Source organism: Halomonas sp. KHS3 (assembly GCF_000830495.1).
Classification (GTDB): domain Bacteria; phylum Pseudomonadota; class Gammaproteobacteria; order Pseudomonadales; family Halomonadaceae; genus Vreelandella; species Vreelandella titanicae.
The window spans coordinates 239,209-256,611 of sequence record NZ_JWHY01000003.1 but is presented as its reverse complement, the minus strand read 5'-3'; the positions used below and the strand labels follow the sequence as shown (position 1 = coordinate 256,611).

The 17,403-nt window shown below is 53.9% G+C and carries 19 protein-coding genes, 1 pseudogene and 1 riboswitch; of the genes and pseudogenes, 13 read left to right on the top strand and 7 right to left on the bottom strand.

All coding sequences use genetic code 11. The features are described 5' to 3' along the window. Window positions 1-75 precede the first annotated feature (75 nt). Window positions 76-1,575: a CoA-acylating methylmalonate-semialdehyde dehydrogenase gene (locus tag RO22_RS10075; protein WP_041158255.1), complete on the top strand. Its 1,500-nt coding sequence runs from the start codon at window positions 76-78 to the stop codon at window positions 1,573-1,575. Between the two features lie 88 nt (window positions 1,576-1,663). Here RO22_RS10075 and RO22_RS10070 read toward each other — a convergent pair whose 3' ends face one another. Beyond that, a complete protein-coding gene (locus RO22_RS10070) occupies window positions 1,664-2,356 on the bottom strand; it encodes a hypothetical protein (protein ID WP_009288215.1) in 693 nt (230 codons plus the stop codon). 178 nt (window positions 2,357-2,534) lie between these two features. Here RO22_RS10070 and RO22_RS10065 point away from each other — a divergent pair, with 178 nt between their 5' ends. The 6 genes from RO22_RS10065 (at window position 2,535) to RO22_RS10040 (ending at window position 8,731) form a co-directional block, all read left to right on the top strand. Continuing rightward, the gene (locus tag RO22_RS10065; protein ID WP_022522537.1) at window positions 2,535-3,116 is read left to right on the top strand and encodes a peroxidase-related enzyme; all 582 of its coding nucleotides are present in this window, start codon (window positions 2,535-2,537) and stop codon (window positions 3,114-3,116) included. 124 nt (window positions 3,117-3,240) lie between these two features. Further along, window positions 3,241-3,346, top strand: a riboswitch (TPP riboswitch). Further along, window positions 3,336-4,748: a sodium:solute symporter family transporter gene (locus tag RO22_RS10060; protein ID WP_009288217.1), complete on the top strand. Its 1,413-nt coding sequence runs from the start codon at window positions 3,336-3,338 to the stop codon at window positions 4,746-4,748. Its footprint overlaps the riboswitch before it by 11 nt. After that, window positions 4,720-5,688, top strand: coding sequence for a magnesium/cobalt transporter CorA (corA, locus tag RO22_RS10055; protein ID WP_022522538.1), 969 nt, complete (start codon window positions 4,720-4,722; stop codon window positions 5,686-5,688). The genes RO22_RS10060 and corA overlap by 29 nt, the downstream gene beginning before the upstream one ends. A gap of 164 nt (window positions 5,689-5,852) precedes the next feature. Further along, window positions 5,853-6,431: an NnrU family protein gene (locus tag RO22_RS10050; RefSeq protein ID WP_009288219.1), complete on the top strand. Its 579-nt coding sequence runs from the start codon at window positions 5,853-5,855 to the stop codon at window positions 6,429-6,431. A gap of 45 nt (window positions 6,432-6,476) precedes the next feature. Further along, the gene (locus tag RO22_RS10045) at window positions 6,477-7,667 is read left to right on the top strand and encodes a zinc-binding dehydrogenase (RefSeq protein ID WP_022522539.1); all 1,191 of its coding nucleotides are present in this window, start codon (window positions 6,477-6,479) and stop codon (window positions 7,665-7,667) included. Further along, window positions 7,667-8,731, top strand: coding sequence for a proline racemase family protein (locus RO22_RS10040; RefSeq protein WP_009288221.1), 1,065 nt, complete (start codon window positions 7,667-7,669; stop codon window positions 8,729-8,731). The genes RO22_RS10045 and RO22_RS10040 overlap by 1 nt, the downstream gene beginning before the upstream one ends. Here RO22_RS10040 and RO22_RS24115 read toward each other — a convergent pair. The 3 genes from RO22_RS24115 to RO22_RS10030 all read right to left on the bottom strand — a co-directional run bounded on the left by RO22_RS24115 (window position 8,698) and on the right by RO22_RS10030 (window position 10,389). Beyond that, window positions 8,698-8,928 carry a DUF1289 domain-containing protein gene (locus RO22_RS24115; protein ID WP_084625311.1) on the bottom strand — a complete coding sequence of 77 codons (231 nt, stop codon included), beginning with the start codon at window positions 8,926-8,928 and terminating at the stop codon, window positions 8,698-8,700. The genes RO22_RS10040 and RO22_RS24115 overlap by 34 nt on opposite strands. Beyond that, window positions 8,928-9,344 (bottom strand): alternative ribosome rescue aminoacyl-tRNA hydrolase ArfB, encoded by a 417-nt coding sequence (gene arfB / locus RO22_RS10035; RefSeq protein ID WP_027960041.1) that lies wholly within the window; start codon window positions 9,342-9,344, stop codon window positions 8,928-8,930. Before arfB ends, RO22_RS24115 begins: the two co-directional genes overlap by 1 nt. 97 nt (window positions 9,345-9,441) lie before the next feature. Further along, entirely contained in the window at window positions 9,442-10,389 is a 948-nt protein-coding gene (locus RO22_RS10030) for a D-2-hydroxyacid dehydrogenase family protein (RefSeq protein ID WP_041158254.1), read from the bottom strand. Between the two features lie 122 nt (window positions 10,390-10,511). On the opposite strand from RO22_RS10030, the gene RO22_RS10025 reads away from it, so the two are divergent. From RO22_RS10025 to RO22_RS25305, 5 genes and pseudogenes are all read left to right on the top strand, one after another. After that, window positions 10,512-11,126 (top strand): flavin reductase family protein, encoded by a 615-nt coding sequence (locus RO22_RS10025; RefSeq protein ID WP_022522543.1) that lies wholly within the window; start codon window positions 10,512-10,514, stop codon window positions 11,124-11,126. A 318-nt stretch (window positions 11,127-11,444) separates the two neighbouring features. Then, entirely contained in the window at window positions 11,445-12,566 is a 1,122-nt protein-coding gene (locus RO22_RS10020) for an ABC transporter substrate-binding protein (protein ID WP_230803113.1), read from the top strand. 45 nt (window positions 12,567-12,611) lie between these two features. Further along, window positions 12,612-14,711, top strand: coding sequence for a methyl-accepting chemotaxis protein (locus RO22_RS10015; RefSeq protein WP_009288225.1), 2,100 nt, complete (start codon window positions 12,612-12,614; stop codon window positions 14,709-14,711). Window positions 14,712-14,822: 111 nt separating this feature from the next. Beyond that, window positions 14,823-15,392 carry a DJ-1/PfpI family protein gene (locus RO22_RS10010; protein ID WP_022522546.1) on the top strand — a complete coding sequence of 190 codons (570 nt, stop codon included), beginning with the start codon at window positions 14,823-14,825 and terminating at the stop codon, window positions 15,390-15,392. 139 nt (window positions 15,393-15,531) lie between these two features. Continuing rightward, window positions 15,532-15,765 (top strand): annotated as a pseudogene (locus RO22_RS25305) (ribbon-helix-helix domain-containing protein); the annotation flags it as partial. Here the strand turns inward: RO22_RS25305 and RO22_RS25300 are convergent. Together RO22_RS25300 and RO22_RS10000 are read right to left on the bottom strand one after the other, a co-directional pair. Further along, a complete protein-coding gene (locus RO22_RS25300; protein ID WP_350340063.1) occupies window positions 15,754-15,816 on the bottom strand; it encodes a hypothetical protein in 63 nt (20 codons plus the stop codon). The pseudogene RO22_RS25305 and the gene RO22_RS25300 sit on opposite strands and share 12 nt — an antisense overlap. Before the next feature lie 107 nt (window positions 15,817-15,923). Continuing rightward, window positions 15,924-16,691, bottom strand: coding sequence for a DUF1499 domain-containing protein (locus RO22_RS10000; protein ID WP_009288227.1), 768 nt, complete (start codon window positions 16,689-16,691; stop codon window positions 15,924-15,926). A 111-nt stretch (window positions 16,692-16,802) separates the two neighbouring features. Here RO22_RS10000 and RO22_RS09995 point away from each other — a divergent pair, with 111 nt between their 5' ends. Next, window positions 16,803-17,162 carry a hypothetical protein gene (locus tag RO22_RS09995; RefSeq protein ID WP_041158253.1) on the top strand — a complete coding sequence of 120 codons (360 nt, stop codon included), beginning with the start codon at window positions 16,803-16,805 and terminating at the stop codon, window positions 17,160-17,162. Here RO22_RS09995 and RO22_RS09990 read toward each other — a convergent pair. Then, window positions 17,159-17,392, bottom strand: coding sequence for a DUF3820 family protein (locus RO22_RS09990; protein WP_022522550.1), 234 nt, complete (start codon window positions 17,390-17,392; stop codon window positions 17,159-17,161). The genes RO22_RS09995 and RO22_RS09990 overlap by 4 nt on opposite strands. Window positions 17,393-17,403 lie beyond the last annotated feature (11 nt).

The window sequence follows — 17,403 nt, the reverse complement described above, 5'->3', positions numbered from 1 at the left end:
CGAGATGCGTTTTAAAAACAGCTTTTTTTAATACTCGCACCCATAACAACCACAACCATAAATAGGAGCAACGCTATGTCCGTTCGCGAAATTCCCATGTATATCGATGGCCAGCCCGTGCAGTCGCAAAGCCAGGAGTGGCGCGATGTGGTCAACCCCGCCACACAAGAGGTGGTGGCTCGAGTGCCGTTCTGTACCGCTGACGAAGTAGAACGCGCTATCAGTAGTGCCAAAGAGGCGTTCAAGGAGTGGCGTAAAGTGCCGTTGGGGAAGCGCATGCGCATTATGCTCAAGCTGCAGGCGCTGATTCGTGACAATACCGCTGAACTCGCGGCACTGATTACTGAAGAGCACGGTAAAACCCTGCCCGATGCAGAAGGCGAAGTGGGTCGTGGTCTGGAAGTGGTAGAGCACGCCTGTTCGATTACCTCGCTGCAGTTGGGGGAATTAGCCGAAAATGCTGCCAACGAGGTAGACGTTTACACCATGCATCAACCGCTGGGGGTGGGGGCTGGGATTACCGCCTTTAACTTCCCGATTATGTTGCCCTGCTTTATGTTCCCGCTGGCGGTTGCTACCGGTAATACCTTTGTGCTTAAGCCCTCTGAGCAGGATCCCAGCTCCACCATGCGCTTAGTGGAGCTAGCCCACGAAGCGGGTATTCCTGCGGGCGTGCTCAACGTAGTGCACGGCGGCCCGGACGTGGCCAATCAAATTGCCGATCATCAGGATATCAAAGCGCTCTCGTTCATCGGCTCTACCCATGTGGGGTCGCTGCTGTATAACCGAGCGGCAGCGGCGGGCAAGCGCATGCAGGCGATGATGGGCGCCAAGAATCACTGTGTGGTGATGCCCGATGCTAACCGTAGTCAGGCGATCAATAACCTGCTGGGCTCAGCCTTTGGTGCTGCGGGCCAACGCTGTATGGCAAACTCGGTGGTGGTACTGGTCGGCGAGGCGCGCGAGTGGCTAAGCGATATTGTCGATGCGGCGCGAGCAATGAAAGTAGGCCCAGGCACTCAGCTTGATGCGGATTTGGGGCCGCTGGTGTCTCCCGCTGCCCGTGACCGTGTACTGCGTTTAATCGATGCAGGGGAGAAAGAGGGCGCCAAACTGATGGTTGATGGTCGCAAGGTTCAGGTAGAGGGTTACCCCAACGGTAACTTCGTGGGGCCGACCCTGTTTGCCGATGTAACCGCCGATATGACGATTTACCGGGAAGAGATTTTTGGCCCCGTGCTGTGTGTGGTCAGCGTTGAAACCCTGGATGAAGCGATTGCCTTTATCAATGCCAATCCCAACGGCAACGGTACCTCCATCTTTACTAACTCAGGCTGGGTAGCGCGCCGGTTTGAAACCGATATCGACGTTGGACAAATTGGTATTAACGTGCCAATTCCCGTACCGGTCGCTTACTTCAGTTTCACTGGTTCAAGGGCTTCAAAATTGGGAGATTTGGGCCCTAATGGTAAGCAGGCGATTGCGTTCTGGACACAAACAAAAACGGTGACGGCGCGTTGGTTTGAACCAGAAAATGTTTCCAGTGGTATCAATAGCACGATTTCACTGGGTTAAAAAAGTGGCGCTAACTGGCTCCGCTTAAGCGGGGCCAGTTGCTAACGAGGTCGGTTAACCGCTTGGCAGATCAAGCCAGGTGGCTGGCTTAAAAGTTGTCAAACAGCGGAAGGCTCTCTTCAAGCAGCTGTTCAATGGGGCCGAGCTGGCTTTCATGCAATACTAACAGCGACTCCTTACCCATAAAGTGTTCAGCGGGGGGGACGAGCAGAGCAAACTCACCCTCTTCAAGGTGAAACTCATGTATTTCGCGCATTCCCAGCGGAGTTACACACTGCGTGCAGCGGTAGGTGTCATCTTCGCCATAAATCAGCCGATGGTACATTTTAAACAGCGTATATAGTGCCAAACCACCCTCAAAGGCTGGCCAGCGCGCAGGGGTCTCGCGAATATCGTTGGTAAGGTCTTGCCCTTCGGCTTCGGCGTCTGCAATTGCATTGGCAAGCGGGGCGGCAAGAATGGCGCTATTGTCGGCAGGTAACGGCGTGTTGTGCTTAGAAGCGTGTTCAAAATCTTGTACAGCGCGCTTAAAGTCAGGAACGCCATCAAGAGTATAGTCGACATGCTGGAGGTCTTCGGGCTCACAGCCGCCATTTTCCCAGCCATGAATGACGCGAAGTGTCATTTGACCCCGTGTCATTGGGCGGGCAAGCAGCATATGTAGCATTATACGAATGTGCAGCTGACGCTCATCGGTATCATTTTCAAATGCTCGGTAAGGGTCAGTAAACAGCTCGTTTAGACGACCGGGGGTATGTTCCTTGGCTTCGTTATGGCTCATGACAGTGTCCCTTTGAACGAACTGTTTATTAAGAGTAGCGCATGTTTTTTTGTCACAGAACGAATCTTCAGTATGGCGAGTAGGGCGGCTGAATAAAAGCCTCTTAATTCAGCTTTTTGTTACACAACCGCTAAGCCGTTTTTATGAGATGGCTAAACTTAACAAGAAAGAGGTGAGCATGTCTTCATCATTAAGTCGTTTTAACGTGCCTGAAACATTGGATGACCTGCCTGACGATATTCGCAGTACCATTTTGACCGTTCAGGGTAAAGCGGGTTTTGTGCCCAATGTCTTTCTGATGTTGGCCCATCGCCCTGCTGAATTTCGTGCTTTTTTTGCCTATCACGATGCGTTGATGGAGCGCGAATCAGATACCCTCACCAAAGCCGAAAAAGAGATGATTGTAGTGGCTACCAGCGCACGTAATCGCTGCCTATATTGTGTGGTTGCTCACGGGGCACTGGTGCGCATTTACAGTAAAGACCCGCTACTCGCTGACCAAGTGGCGATCAACCATCGGGTGGCGCCGATTAGCGAGCGCCACCGGGTGATGCTCGATTTCGCCATGCACTGTGCCATCGATGTGGGTGAAATGACTGATGAATGGCTTGCCCGCCTGCTGGAAGTAGGCTTTAGCCAAGAGGATTGCTGGGATATAGGCGCGATCGCGGCGTTTTTTGGCTTGTCGAATCGGTTGGTTACCCTGGCAGGTACGCCACCCAATGAGGAGTTCTACCTGATGGGGCGAGTGCCTCGCTAAGAGGCGACCAGCGCACCTTAACTTTACTAAGCTATGATTTTGATTGAGAATAGTTCTTGAGACAGCGCTTCGAAAAGTACCCAAAAACGTACTTAGAAAAAGCGCTTAGCAAAACACCTACATTCACTGTCGCCAGGGGAGCCCTGCATAAAAGGGCTGAGATGCGGCTACGCAGACCCTGGAACCTGATCCGGTTCGTACCGGCGGAGGAAGTGCGACATGCTTTACCTAACGTTAGCCGTGCTTGGTGCGGCGCTGTGCTGCTTTGCTTACTTAGGCCTCCGGGCTCGCTGGGTGAATGGCCCACTTGATGACTATGTCACCGCCCGTAACTCGCAAACGGCATCTACCCTGGGGCTCTCCTTCCTTGCCTCCGGCATGGGCGCATGGATTCTCTTTGCTCCTCCTGAAATCGGCGCCTTTGTTGGCCCGCTGGCCCTGGCAGGCTATGCATTAGGCTCTGCGCTGCCGTTTATCGTCTTAGGACTGTATGGGCCGAAGATTCGCCGGGCGTTGCCCGAGGGGCGCAGCATCGCCGAGTTTGCTGAAGCGTGCTATGGCCCTGGTGTAAGGCGCTGGGTAACGCTGGTATCAATCGCCTATATGGCGTGCTTTTTAGCTGCCGAGCTAACCGCTATTGGCGCCATTACCGCGCTGCTTTCCGATGTGCCCCCCGCACTGGTGATTATTGGCGTGGCGCTTACCACGCTCATCTATACTGCGGCAGGTGGTCTACGGGCCAGCCTTGCCACTGACCGTTGGCAGGCGTGGTTGTTACTGGTACTGCTGTGTGTGGTCGGTGGCATGGCCCTATGGCGGCTTCCCACTATTCCCAACGAGGCTGCGCTTCCTGCCATTCCCATCACCAGTGCGCTCAGCGTAGCGTTAACGCTAGTGATCGCGGTTACCGCGGCCAATCTCTTCCATCAAGGCTATTGGCAGCGCGTGTGGGCCGCTCAAGACGATCAAAGCCTGGGGCGCGGGGCATGGTTAGGTGGCGCAATGACGGTAGTCGTCGTCATGGTGATTGGTGGTCTGGGTGTATTGGCCGCGATGAGTGGTGTGCCATTAGGCGAGCCGCCGATGCCATTTTTTGCCCTGTTAAGTGATGCTCCTGTTTGGCTGACGCTACCCGCCTTGGTATTAGCGGTGACCTTGGTGGCCTCCAGTGTTGATACGCTGCAAAATGGTATTGCCTCGTTGGTGGTCGCGCGCAGCGAGCAGCAGGGCGTATCACTGGTGGCTGCCCGCTGGGTGACAGTGGTAGTAATGGTACCGGTGGTATTAATTGCCTTGCAGGGGTTGTCAGTACTGCGTCTGTTTTTGATTGCCGACCTGCTGTGTGCTGCCATTGTGGTACCTGTGCTGTTGGGCCTGTGGCAACGAATGACGCCACTGGCCGCCATTGTAGGTGGCATCGCGGGGCTGCTGGGTGCCATTCTCCCAGGGTGGTTAAGCCAAGGAAGCTTGGTCGCCGGGATGGTGGCCGCCAGTTTTCCGGGCAGTGTCCCTACCTTGGGGCCATTCGTCGGGGCGTTAATCGCCTCAACGCTGGTGAGTGTGCTGTTAGCCTACTTAACGCTAGCTATTCGCAAGGACATCCATGATTCGAACTCTTCTGACTACCCCTGAAGGTGAGACCCACGAGGGGGATGAAAGCCTGTTGGCTGTCTGGCAGGCGACGCCTGGCAGCCATATCTGGATCGATATGCAGGGCGAGTCCCAACAAAGCGAGCGGGCGATTTTAGAGGCGTTTGAGTTTCACCCCATGGCGATTCAAGATGCCCACAAAGAGCGCCATCCGCCAAAAATTGAAGAGTTTGATAATCACACCTTGATTATTTATCGTGGCATCTCCTCCTTTGATGCCGAACTAAACTATCTGCCTCAACAGGTCTGTTTCTTTGTGGGGGAGCGATTTCTGGTCACCCTCCATCCCGGCCAAGCGCTCTCCATAGAACGGCTATTCAACGAGCACGGTAAAGCCTTGCTGGCCCATTCGCCGGAACATGTCGCGCTGCGGGTGATGTATATTTCTGCGGGCTTTTATATCGATAGCCTGCTTGAGTTCGAAACGGCGTTAAGCGATCTGGAAGACGAGCTGCTGGAAAATGGTAATGATGTGCTAATGCGCAAGATCATCACTTACCGTTCCCGGCTGGTTAAAATGCGCCGCATCTTTAGCTACCACCAGGGGATTACCCAAGAACTCACCGCTTATGACTATGAGCATTTACCGCGGGAAGAGAGCGAAACCCTGCACGCCATCAACGATGTAGCGGATCGCTTCGAACGCCTCTACACATTGACCCAAATGTACTACGACATTTGCGGTGACCTAATCGATGGCTATATCTCTATTTCCTCCCACCAGCTAAATATCACCATGCGGGTGCTCACGGTGATTACCGCGATTTTTGTGCCGCTCACGTTTATTGCCGGGATTTACGGTATGAACTTCGAAAATATGCCCGAGCTGCGTTATCAGTATGGCTACTTTTTTGTCTGGGGAGCCATGTTGGGTATTGCGGGTGTCATGATTTGGCTATTTAAGCGCAAGCATTGGTTTTAAGGACAGGTTTTAAGGACGGGGTTTAGTCTCCCCATAGAACGACTCCAGGAAACAAAAAGTTGACCCATGCATAGGTGGTCGGTGGCTGAGTGTGGCATCCTCTCCAGCGACCAAGACTATAAGGCATAAAGCCGTCGACTAGCGTTTTCACTGGGAGTTGTTCCATGACGATTATGATTATCGGGCTGCTGATTTTTTTAGGCAGCCACTCTGTACGTATCTTTGCTGAAAACTGGCGTCAGCAGCAGATTGCGAAACATGGCGAAACCACTTGGAAAGTCGCCTATTCGGCGGTATCCATCGTTGGCCTGGCCATTGCTATATACGGTTTTGGCCAGATGCGCCTTGATCCCATCTATATCTGGTACCCGCCAATGGGAATGCGCCATGCGGTGGCGCTGCTGATGGTGCCGGCCTTTATTATGCTGGTGGCGGCATACATTCCGCATAACGCGATTAAGGCCAAACTTGGCCATCCGATGATGCTGGCGGTGAAAGTCTGGGCTTTTGCTCACCTGCTGGCCAACGGTCGCTTGGGTGATATTATCTTTTTTGCTGCCTTTCTTATCTGGGCTATCCTGGCGTTCAAAGCCGCCAAAAAACGTGGCCGTCTTGCACCGCCCGCGCCCGTCAGCACCCATAAAATGGCCACCATTGTTACCGTACTCGTCGGCTTGGTAGCGTATGTGGTGTTTGCCTTTTACTTGCACACAGTACTGATTGGCGTCCCTGTTTTTAGCTAATCTATTTTTAGCAGTTTGACGTTAGCCCAACCTAGGAGTCACTCCATGGCCGAGACAACACACACGGTGCCCACCACAATGGCTGCTATGCTTTTGATCGGACATGGCGGTATCGAAAAGCTGGAATACCATCAGGATGTCGCCACGCCGCAGCCCAAGGCGGGCGAAGTGCTGGTGCAGGTGACCGCCACGGCGAAGAACAACACTGATCGCAAAGCGCGTGAAGGGCTGTACCCTACCAAGGACAAAGGCGATGTCACGTCCTTTGCCATGGGAGGTACGCCAACCTTAACTTTCCCGCGTATTCAAGGCGCCGACGTCGCTGGCCGCATAGTGGCGGTGGGAGAGGGCGTTGACGCTGAGCGCATTGGTCAGCGAGGTTTGCTGGATTTTAATATTTACGCCGATGAACGCCGTGATATTAATCTAACCCCGGATTACTATGGCCATGGAGCCGACGGCGGCTTTGCTGAGTATATCGCTGTGCCTGCTGATCAGTTTTATCACGTGCCCAACCCCGAGCTTCACGACGCTGAATTGGCCTCAATGGGCATGTGCTCTTATCAAACGGCTTACCACATGATGACTGCCGCCAAGGTGAGTGCTGGCGAGCGTGTGCTGGTCAGCGGTGCCAGCGGCGGTGTGGGCACTGCGCTCATTCAGCTCTGCCGTATTGTTGGCGCTATCCCGTATGCCGTTAGCCAGTTAGATAAAGCCGAGGCGCTCAAAGCACTAGGCGCAGAAGCGGTCATTGATCGTGGCGACCTACCGACGTTTGTTGACCGGGTGCTGGAAACCACTGGCGGCAAACCAATCGATGCGGTGATGGACTTGGTCGGCGGTGAGATGACCAACCTGTTTATTGACACCATGATTGTCGATATGCAGGGGCGTAAGAGCTACCCCCGTCTCTCTATTGCCGGTGCCAGCGGTGGGAACCTTAGCGAAATGATGTGGACCCGCGTGTATCTTTATCAAGTACAGATATTTGGCGTTTCCCATGGCACCCGAGAAGAGGCCGAACAGCTGGTGGCGTGGATTCGCAGCGGGGAATTAAAACCGGTACTTCACGCCGCTTTTAAGCTTTCTGACCTGCATGCCGCCGAGCGCTATTTTGTTAACCGGGGCAGCAATTATCTAGGCAAAATTGTGCTTGTTCCCGATGCTCAGTGGGCATCTCACGGTGCGCCGTTCGCCCTTGAAAATCCTTCTTCTGCCGTTCAGGAGCGCCGCTAGTGCATAACCTTCATACTATCCAGCTAATGGACACTCATGCCGGTGGTGACGTTAGCCGTATCGTCACAGGGGGTATTGATGTTCTGCCTGGCGCCACCGTTCGCGAGCAGATGGAGTACCTGCGTGATGACGCCGACGGTTTGCGCCGCCTGCTGCTCGAAGAGCCCTACGGCATCCCGGAAATGTCGGTCGATTTGTTGGTGCCGGCCACTCACCCTGAGGCGGTGGCGGGTTACATCATTATGGAAGTGATGGGGTACCCTATTTACTCTGGCTCCAACACGCTGTGTACCGCCACGGCCGTGCTGGAGAGCGGCATTGTGCCCAAGCAGGAAGGCATACAGCGCTTTAAGCTTGAAGCGCCGGCGGGGCTAGTGCAAATCGAAGCGAAGGTGCATAACGGTGTGGTGGAGTCGGTGACTTGTGGCGGCCTTCCCAGCTATATCGATACCTATCGCGATACGATTCAAGTGCCGGGGATTGGCGAAGTCACCTATTCGATCGCCTATAGCGGTGGCTTTTACGCCTTGGTCGATGCAACCGAGCTGGGCTTTAAGTTGGTGCGTGATGAGGAGCGCGCACTTTCAGAGTGTGCCTACAAAATTGTTGAGGCAATAAAAGCGCAGCGGGGCTTTTCTCACTACACTCTGGGCGATGTGGGGCCTCTGCCATTTTTGCACTTTATGGGGCCTGAAGAGCAGATAGGGGAGGGGTATACACGTTCACGGTCAACGACCTACGTTCATCCAGGCGTTATTTGCCGCAGCACAACGGGCACCGGCACCTCGGCACGTCTAGCGCTAATGAACTACGAAGGGCGTTTGAATGTAGGTGATAAGCTAGAGACGGTGTCACTGCGTGAGACGGGGTTTATCGGCACCTTCATTGGCACCCATCAGGAAGGGGCTTACCAGGTAGTGGAAAATACCATTACTGGCCGCAGCTATGTATTGGCCCACTCGGATATTGTGATTAACTGTGATGACCCGATGGTCGCGTGTGGCGAGCTACACCATATCTTGCGCGACCGTCACTCGCCGGAAGCCCTGCCTTTAGAAACATAGCCGTTAGAAACATAGCCTTCGCCTATTAAGCGTTCCCATACCGGGGTCTTTTCGGCCTCGGTCATGCTGCCCCAAACCGCAATTTCATCCAGCGTGCGACCACACCCTTCGCACACCGATGTTGTTGGTTCAATCTGACAGATTTGTATGCAGGGCGAAAGGGGGCGCTGAGCAGGAGGTGCGGCGTCTTTAGTCATTAAGAGGCCGACACCTTACCGCGCAGCGATTTAATTTTGCCCTTACGGGTTTTGTGATCGACGCGGCGGCGCTGTGAACCTTTGGTGGGCTTAGTGGCACGGCGTGCTTTTTGCTGCTTGGTGGCACTCTGTATCAGTTCTTTTAAGCGTGCCAACGCATCCTCTTTATTCAGCTCAAGCTTACGATGGCTCTGGGCTTTAATAATCACCACGCCCTCTTTACTGATGCGCTGATCGGACAGCGCCATTAAGCGCTCTTTGTACAGCGGTGGCAGTGTTGAGCTAAGAATATCGAAGCGCAGATGTACCGCTGAAGCGACTTTATTGACGTTCTGGCCGCCCGCGCCTTGGGCGCGAATCTGGCTAATATCAATCTCCCAATCAGCCAGGGTAACATTGCTAGAAATGGTGAGCATTAATGGCCCCTGTGTTACTCGTGAACCCATAAGGCTAGCACAATTGGCACAGAGGCGATGGTCGTTAGGTGCTTAGCCCACGTTTTAGCGCGCCCGGTTAGCCAGCTAGGTTGTTAACGGGCTGACCATTAATGTAGGCCAGCAGGTTACTGAACGCATCGCCAAAGTAGAGCTCGTAGCTATCCTTTTCCACATAGCCAAGGTGTGGTGTGGCGACCAGATTGGACAGTCCCAGCAGTGAGTTTTCGAATACAGGTTCTGCATCGAATACGTCTACCGCAGCTTGACCGGGTCGCCCGGCTTTTAGTGCTCTTTCCAGCGCCCCAGGTGCCACTAGCTGAGAACGGCTGGTATTCACCAACAGAGATGTGGGCTTCATCTGGTCGAGGGTTTCAGCGTTGACGTTACCGCGAGTATCGTCGTTTAAACGAAGGTGTAGGCTGAGCACATCCGCACGCTGGAACAAATCAGCCTGATTTTTGGCTACCTCTAGTCCAGCATCTGAAGCGCGCTGGCGGGTGCCTTCTCTTCCCCACACCAAAACGTTCATTTCAAATGCCTGGCCATAGCGCGCTACTAAGCTGCCGATTTTGCCATAGCCAAAAATGCCTAGGGTGCGGCCTTTAAGGCCCGTGCCTAAGGTACGCTGCCAACGGCCCGCTTTCAGGTTCTCGACCTCTGCGGGTATATGGCGCATCGCGGCAAGCACCAAGCCCCAGGTTAATTCTGCCGCCGCATAGGGCGAGCCAGTGCCCGTCATAACAGTGATGCCATGACGGCGGCAAGCCTCCATATCCACGTGCGCTGCACCACCACCCGTTTGGCTAATGACTTTCAGGTTGGGCAAGCGTTCAAGCAGGGCGGCCGTGATAGGCGTGCGTTCACGGATGAGTACCAACGCCTCGGCATCCTGAAAGCGCGCGCTCAATGCATCCAGGTCAGTAAGCGTATCGTGATAAACCTTTACCTCTTGACCTTCTAGCTGCTTGAAAGCGTCTAAACTGCGCACACAGTCCTGATAATCATCAGCAATGACAATTTTCATTGAATCGGTTCCTTGCTGGGCAGCATATGTTTGTAAAACGCGTCTATGCTGGCAATGCTGTTGTAAAGTGATAGCTGTTATAGGTTGATAATACGCCTAAACCCATTACTCAGGAGTCAAAAATGAGCGACTACCTATTGGATGATTCCCCACTAAGCCCAGGGGTTATTTATCGGTTGCTGTCGGGCACTGTTTGCCCCCGGCCTATTGCCTGGGTGTCTACCCAGAATAAGCAAGGAAATACCAATTTGGCGCCATTTTCCTTTTTTAACGTGGTCAGCGTGAATCCACCGGTGCTGGCGTTTTCTCCACTGCTGAATGGTAGCGGTGAACTTAAAGATACCGTGCGCAATTTAAAAGAAGTACCTGAATGTGTCGTACATGTGGGTAGTGAAGGGTTGATAGAAGCGCTCAATACCACTAGCGCCAGCTTGCCGCCAGGAGAGGATGAGTTTGCGCTGGCCGACCTTGAAAAAGCTGAGATGCCTGGGGTCAGCGTGCCACGCATTGCCAACGCTCCCGTGGCGTTTGGTTGCAAACTATTCGATATGATTAGCTTTGGTGACCAGCCGCTAGCAGGTACTTTGGTGCTGGCTCAGGTTGTCTCCATCCATATTGACGATTCGCTGTGGGATGGTCGCCATGTAGATATGGATCGACTCAAACCTGTTGGTCGGCTTGCAGGCAGTGATTACATCCGTATCAGTGACCGTTTTGCCATCGAAAGACCTGCTTAAAAGCATAATTTTGCGCTAATGGCGGGTGTGACATCAACTGTTACAATCTAAGTAATATTTGTTACTTAGCAACCAACGATAATTAATCTTTAGTCGTATATCCTCCCGCCGATAGAGATAAGAACTGGTTGGTGATTTCGAACGCGTGCGGTGTTAACCATTGCACGTATTCGATATTGCCATTTATGTAGTGGGGAAGTGATCTAGCCAGCAAGGAGCAGATCAATGCAACGATTGGGAATCGGGTTGTTAATAAAAGCCTTGTCACAAAAGGTCTTATTAAGAAAATACTTATCGAATATAGCATTAGCAGTGGGAATGTTTGTTCCACTTCTTGCGCAGGCAGAGCTGAGTTTCGGTATTGTTGCTCCTTCCAGCGGTGGGGCCGCACCGCTAGGATTGGGTATGCAAAAAGGTATCGAGACCTACTTTGCCGAAGTCAACGAGGCAGGCGGGGTTAATGGTGAAACCCTGGCGTTAATTGCCCGGGATGATCAGTACAAACCGCTGCAGGCCGCCAGTAATACCCGACAGTTGATTCAAGAGGATGAAGTGCTCGCGGCGATCGGAAATGTCGGCACTCCGACGGCCACCGTTACTATTCCCATCTTTAATGAATATGAAACGCTGCTGTATGGCGCTTTTACTGGCGCGGGTGTGCTGCGCAAAACGCCGCCTGACCGCTACGTGATTAACTACCGGGCAAGCTATGTACAAGAAACCGCCGCCATGGTGGGCGGGCTGTTGGAGGCAGGTGTTTTGCCCGAGGAGATCGCCTTCTTTACGCAGAACGATAGCTTTGGCGATGCAGGATACAATGGTGCCACCCAGGCATTAACTGCCCATGGCGTCGACAATATCGCGGCACTGGCTCATGGCCGCTTTACTCGTGGTACACGTAATATTCACCAGGGCTTAGCGACCATTCTGGAAGCGCCGGTGACACCACGCGCCGTTATCATCGTCGGTACTTACGGCCCCGCAGCGGACTTCATTCGTGAAGCGAAAAAGGACCTACCTGATACGCTATTTCTGAACGTTTCTTTTGTGGGCAGCCAAGCACTTATGGATGAACTTGGCGATCTAGCGGAAGGCGTCATTATTACCCAAGTCGTCCCACCGCTAAATGCTGACCTGCCCGCCGTTGAGGCCTACCGCAAAGCGCTGGAAACCCATGCCCGTGGTAGTGAGCCTGACTTTATTTCCCTGGAAGGTTATTTGGCGGCAAAACTCTTTGTTGAGGGCGTAAGAGCGGCCGGTGCTAACCCTGACCGTGAGGCGATTGTGGATGGTCTGCTTGGGTTGGGCTCGGTTGATATTGGTTTGGAAGAGCCGTTGAGCTTGGGGCCAAATGACCATCAAGCCAGTGATGCGGTATGGCCAACCATTATTAAAAACGGCCGTTTCGAGTCGGTGGAATGGGCAAGCCTGTTGCCCTAAAGCTTACGTTACCTGTCTGTCCCCTGACACAAGTGAAAACAGATAATGAAAAAAACCTTAAGTATTCGAGCGATGTTGATCAGCCTGTTCTTAGCCGCAGTGCTAGGCGCTGTGGTGCTGGCGGCAACCGGTTGGACGACCAACCAACGGCTAATCGACTCACAGCGTTATATTACCAATGAAGTATTGCCGCTTCAGGATGCCAGCATGGGCATGGTGCTTACCATGGGGGCATTTGGTCAACGCCATGCGGATTTGCTTGCCGCAGAAAGCGTGACTGATCTAGATGAGACCACCTCTCAAGCGGCACTGGATGAGCGTTTTAATGATGCACGGCAAGGCCTCCATGGGGTTGATCAAGCGCAAGGGTTGAGTGAGCTGGATAGCCACTATCAAGCATTGCTGGAAGGAGATACGGCGCTGGAAGCCGTACGCCGCGAAGAGCTGAGCCTACAAACCCAGATGGCTGAGCGCATCAGTGCAATGCAAGCGCTTATTTCTCAAGTAATACTAAGTGCCGAAGATATTGCCGGGCGGACGGCGCTAGCACAGGTTCGCAGTGACCGTGAACAGCGCGAGTTAGTGGAAGCCTGGCGCGAAGATGGCATGACCACGTTACCGACCCAATTGCTCGACAATATGTTTACCGCGCAAGCGGACATCGGACGCCTGAGCGGCAATGCGCGCATGGCATTAGCGCAGCTGTCAGATCTTGGCCGCCAGATGATGCAAACGACTAGCGTCGATGCGCTGGTCAATTTGCGTCACAATGAAATTGCCCAGCAGGTGGGTCTAGCTCGCCAATCACTGGCGGCGATCGCCGACGCGCCTAGCACCGAAGTAGACCAGCGCGCGCAAATCAGTGATCTAGACGATGTCATCGTAGAGCTGGATGGGTTGATGGTATCCGATGACAACGCTGTCTATGAGCTGCGTTTACAGCAGTTAGAGTTAAACGCCCAGGTGCAAGCGGCGCTCACTAATGTTGCCCAAGCCATGGCGCAGATGCGCACGGCGCTGAGCGACGTGGAGGCATTTACCGTGGCTCAGGCGGACAGCGCCGCGACCCAGGCCGAAGCATTAGCCAACGCCGGGCGTTCACTGCTGATTATGGTTACTCTGGCGGTCATCGCGCTGCTTGCCATCTTTGGCTGGCGTACCATGGTGCGTGTATTGGGCCCGCTAGTGGCGATGCGCCAGCAAATGGAAAACATCAGCGGAGCCGCAGGGGAAAACGCTGACCTTTCTAAGCGACTAGAGCTTAAGCGCAATGATGAAGTGGGCCAAACTGCCCAAGCGTTTAACAACATGATGAATACTTTTGAAGGCATGGTGGCACAAATTCGTGAAAGTGCCGAAGCCATCGCGGCCAGCAGCCGACAAATTGCCGCCGGTAATGAAAACCTCTCCCAGCGTACTGACCAGCAGGCAGCATCGTTGGCGGAAACGGCTTCAAGCCTCGAGCAGATCACGGCCACGGTGAAACAGACCGCTGATTACGCTGACCAAGCCAAAGACGCTAGCGGTAATGTTGATCAGCGTGCCCGTGCCGCTGGTGAGGTATCAACGCGCACCACGGCGGCAATGGGTGATATCCGCGAGGCGAGCGAAAAGATTACCTCGATCATCAAAGCCATTGACGATATCGCTTTTCAAACCAACTTGCTGGCGCTCAACGCTTCTGTTGAAGCGGCGCGAGCGGGTGAGCAGGGCCGTGGGTTTGCCGTAGTGGCCCAAGAAGTGCGCAAATTAGCGGGACGTAGCGCCGATGAAGCGGCCCAAATTCGTCATTTGGTAGACGACAGTGTCGCCAAGGTAAGCGAGGGTGAGCAACTGGTAAACGCCTCAAGCAAACACCTGCAGGAAATCATTGATAGCCTGGGAGAGGTGACGCGCTATGTTACCGAGATTGCTGGGGCGACCCATGAGCAATCTGCTGGTATTGATCAGATCAACCAGGCAATTTCGCAGCTGGATCAGGTGACACACCAGAACGCCCGCTTGGTGCAAGAAGCGACGACTGCCAGCCATACGCTGGATGATCGTGCCGGTGATATGCATTCACTGGTAGGGCGCTTTCGGGTCGGCGACGCGGCAGGGCAACGGCATCTAGCGCTTCCGCAGCAGGAGAAAGTGACTCAGTAGTAAGCAATTACTACCTATTGTCGGAAAGCGCTTGCTAGTCTCATCTAACACGCCCTGCGTGTGCTCAAACACTCGATCAATAACCATAAGATAACCAAGAGGAGCACTGAGATGAGCAGCAAGCGCATTTTAATGATCACCGGCGATTTCACTGAAGATTATGAAACCATGGTGCCATTTCAGGCACTTATGGCAGTCGGCCATCGTGTCGATGCAGTTTGCCCCGGGAAAGCCTCGGGCGATACTGTGGCGACGGCGATTCATGACTTCGAAGGCGATCAAACCTATTCCGAAAAGCCCGGCCACCGTTTTGCCCTGAATGCCGATTTTGCCAGCATTAATCCCGCCGATTACGATGCCTTGGTAGTGCCTGGTGGACGTGCACCTGAATATCTTCGTTTGAACAAAGAGGTGCTAACCATGGTTCAGCACTTTTTTGAGACCAATAAACCCGTGGCGGCGATTTGCCACGGCGCTCAGCTATTAGCCGCTGCAAAAGTACTGGAAGGGAAGCAGTGCTCCGCTTACCCGGCCTGCCAGCCGGAAGTAGAGCTTGCGGGTGGCCACTTTGCCAACCTGGAAGTGACCGATGCGGTAACCGATGGCAACCTGGTCACCGCCCCCGCATGGCCTGCCCACCCAGCCTGGCTGGCGCAGTTTATGGCGCTACTGAATAAGTGAGCTTGGCCCACTAACCTAACGAAATTTGCGCCCAGCACCCGCTGGGCGCTCTTGTTTGCTGTGCCAATAATTGCCGCTATGCTCTAATCAGAGGATTCCTGATAATGCGTGTGGTTACGAACACCCCGAGAGACAGCCTATGTGTAAACTGTTTATTCAAGCCGACCCAGAGCTGTGGCGCAGTGCGACACACTCGCTGCGTATCGATGGCATGGTTACCAGCGTGCGAATGGAAAATTACTTCTGGCACATTCTCGAAGAGATTGCCCAGCGTGATGGAATGAACACGGCCCAAATGATTACTCGGCTTTATCATGAATCTATCGACGCCGGGCACGATTTGGGTAACTTTACCTCGTTTTTACGCGTTTGCGCTCTGCGTTATCAGGCGCTTCAATTGACGGGTGATATTCCTACCCAGCATCAAGTGCCTATCGCCACCCTGGATGCTGAGCAAATTTTAGCTCGCGAGGGCGGCAATAGACGTGATCCATTGCATTGACGGGAGTGAGTAAGGCGTTATTGAAGCGGTCACTCAAGTCGCGCTTCCAGCGCCGTTAAAAATTTTTCAATACGCGCTGCGTTGGTGCCCACGTCGCTGGCACCCAGACGTGATGCCGAGCGCATATCCACCTGTACTCCGTTCTCAAGCTCGGTTAGGCGAATGACCACATCATCCTCAAAGCCAAACCAGCGCGTGGTCGCGGTGGCTTCTATGTGGTTGTCGGTAATTCGTGCGATCCGCCAGCCAGCCTCTTCGGCCTCAGCTTGTGCGGCAGCGAGTACCATTTGTGGGGCCTCGTCCAAGACCAGCGGCTTGATATAAGGGTAGGCTGCTTGCTGCTGCTGAGCGGTGGCGTCGCCCGGGTAGTCAACCGCGTTAGGCGCCGCTTCTCGTGCGTCAGCTAACGCTTCAAAGACAGGAGGGTTCTGCGTATCGGTGGTGATGTCGTGAATCGCGGGCACTTGTTGAGCGCGTTGCCAATGCTGCCAGGGTACGTAAAGCAGTGCAGCAGCGGCGACGATAACCAGCGTGGCTATTAAGGCGGGCCTAGAGCGATGAACCAGCAGGCTAAACAGTAGCGTGACAATACTGACCGCGACTGCTCCTCCAGCGGCATAAACGCCGTTACGGAGTAAGTTGAACGCCTCGCCTAGGCTGATAAATTCGCCCCGATAAGCAGGCCCGGAGCCCGCCATCATTAGGGTCGCCACCGCTAGCAGCAAAATGGCTAAGCCAGCTAGCACGCCTGGCCAACGGCCTCCACGAGGGCGTACCGTTGTTAGTCGCGTTACCATGTTCTCTCCTTATCACAGCGTATTTCGCTATTCTTAGCACAACTATTTCTTAGCACAAACACTGGGTCAATGGGCAATGTGAACGTGTTAAAACCTGACGATAGGATATATATGACCGATAACGTAGCCGCTCTTCGCCAGCTACTGCTCAGCGCACCGCGTGACGCCCTGCCAATGACATATCAGCAGGTGGCTAGCGCGCTAGCGCTAACACCGCCGCGGACTATCGCTCAAGTCACTCAGGCGTTAGAGCAGTTAATGCGCGAAGACGCCGCACAGCAGAAGCCTTTCATCGCAGCACTGGTGGTCAGCCGGCGAGGCGGCGATTTACCTGCGGCTGGCTTTTTTGAACTAGCGGTCACCTTAGGCCGCTTTCCTGCGGATACCGCACAGCACGAGGCCGCTTACCGCGCTGAGTTTCAGGGTGCTCTTGACGAGCGTGAGAACGCAGATAAAAACGCTCAGCCTTAAGTTTCGCCACGCTGGCTAGGCGTTTTTCGCAGTGGGTCAAGCAACGGGCCAAGCCCATTATGATCAATTTCGTGCATCAGATGCAGCAGTTGGCCAATTTCCCCGGAGGGAAACCCCTCCCGAGCGAACCAGTTTAAATAAGGGCCGGGAAGGTCAGCGATAAGCCGACCCTCGTACTTGCCAAAGGGCATGGTACGCGTCACTAGCTTTTCCAGATCCTCTGGTTTCATGTAGTTACTCC